Source organism: Streptomyces glaucus, assembly GCF_039533365.1.
Lineage (GTDB): Bacteria > Actinomycetota > Actinomycetes > Streptomycetales > Streptomycetaceae > Streptomyces > Streptomyces glaucus.
In genome coordinates, this window is the sequence record NZ_BAAATK010000139.1 from 1 (window position 1) to 1,043 (window position 1,043).

The 1,043-nt window shown below is 73.4% G+C and carries 1 protein-coding gene; it reads left to right on the top strand.

Annotation, left to right across the window (positions count from 1 at the left end; genetic code table 11):
* Positions 1–1,043, top strand: a 1,043-nt coding sequence (locus tag ABD363_RS32415; RefSeq protein WP_344610040.1) for a polyketide synthase dehydratase domain-containing protein, incomplete at both ends; no start/stop codon positions are given.

Sequence of the window (1,043 nt, forward strand, 5' to 3'; positions counted from 1 at the left end):
ACGACCGGCTGGGGGCCGCGGGACTGTCGTACGGCCCGGCCTTCCGGGGCCTGCGCGCGGTCTGGCGGCACGGCGACGACCTGTACGCCGAGGCCGCACTGCCCGACTCGGTGGCGCGCGAGGCCGAGGGGTACGGGCTGCACCCGGCACTGCTGGACGCCGTACTGCATGCTCTGGCACTGCGGGCCGGTGAGGGGCGTGAGGAGACGGCGTCGCTGCCGTTCGTGTGGTCGGGTGTACACCTGTCGGCCGTCGGCGCCTCCGCCGTGCGGGTGCGTCTGTCGCCGGCCGGTGAGGACGCGGTCACGCTGTGGGTGGCCGACGCGACCGGCGAACCGATCGCCGCAGCCGACTCCCTGCTCCTGCGGGAGCTCTCCTCCGCGGAACTCGCCCCGACGGACACGACCGTGCGCGACAGCCTGTTTCGGCTGGACTGGATTCCGCTGCCGGATGTCACCCCGGGCTCGCCTGCGGACTGGACACTGCTCGGCGCGCTGCCGATCCCGGAAGAGGCGCATACCCGCTATGCCGATCTCGCAGCACTGAAGGACGCTCTGGACGCCGGTGCTTCCGTGCCCGAGACCGTGATCGTCCCGGTCAACACCCGGAGCCGTGACATCACCGAGGTGGCCGCGGAGACACTCACCCTCGTTCAGGACTGGCTGGCCGCCCCACGGCTGACCGGAGCCCGGCTGGTGTTCGTCACCTCCGGTGCCGTAGGCGACGACGTGACAGACACCGTGGGCGCCGCGGTCTGGGGTCTGGTGCGGTCCGCGGCGAGCGAGCACCCCGACCGCTTCGGCCTCGCCGATGTGGACGGTTCGGCGGAGTCGTACCGTGCCCTGGCGGGCTGCCTCGAAGCAGCCGAACTGCTGATCCGTGACGGTCGCGTGCGCGTGCCGCGTGTGGTGCGGATGGCGGGGGGCGGGGTGCTGGTGCCGCCGGTGGTGGCGCCGGGCATGTCGTGGCGGCTGGATGTGGTTGCGCGGGGGCGGCTGGACGGGGTGGCGTTGGTGGCGGAGGAGCCGCGGGCGCTGGGGCCG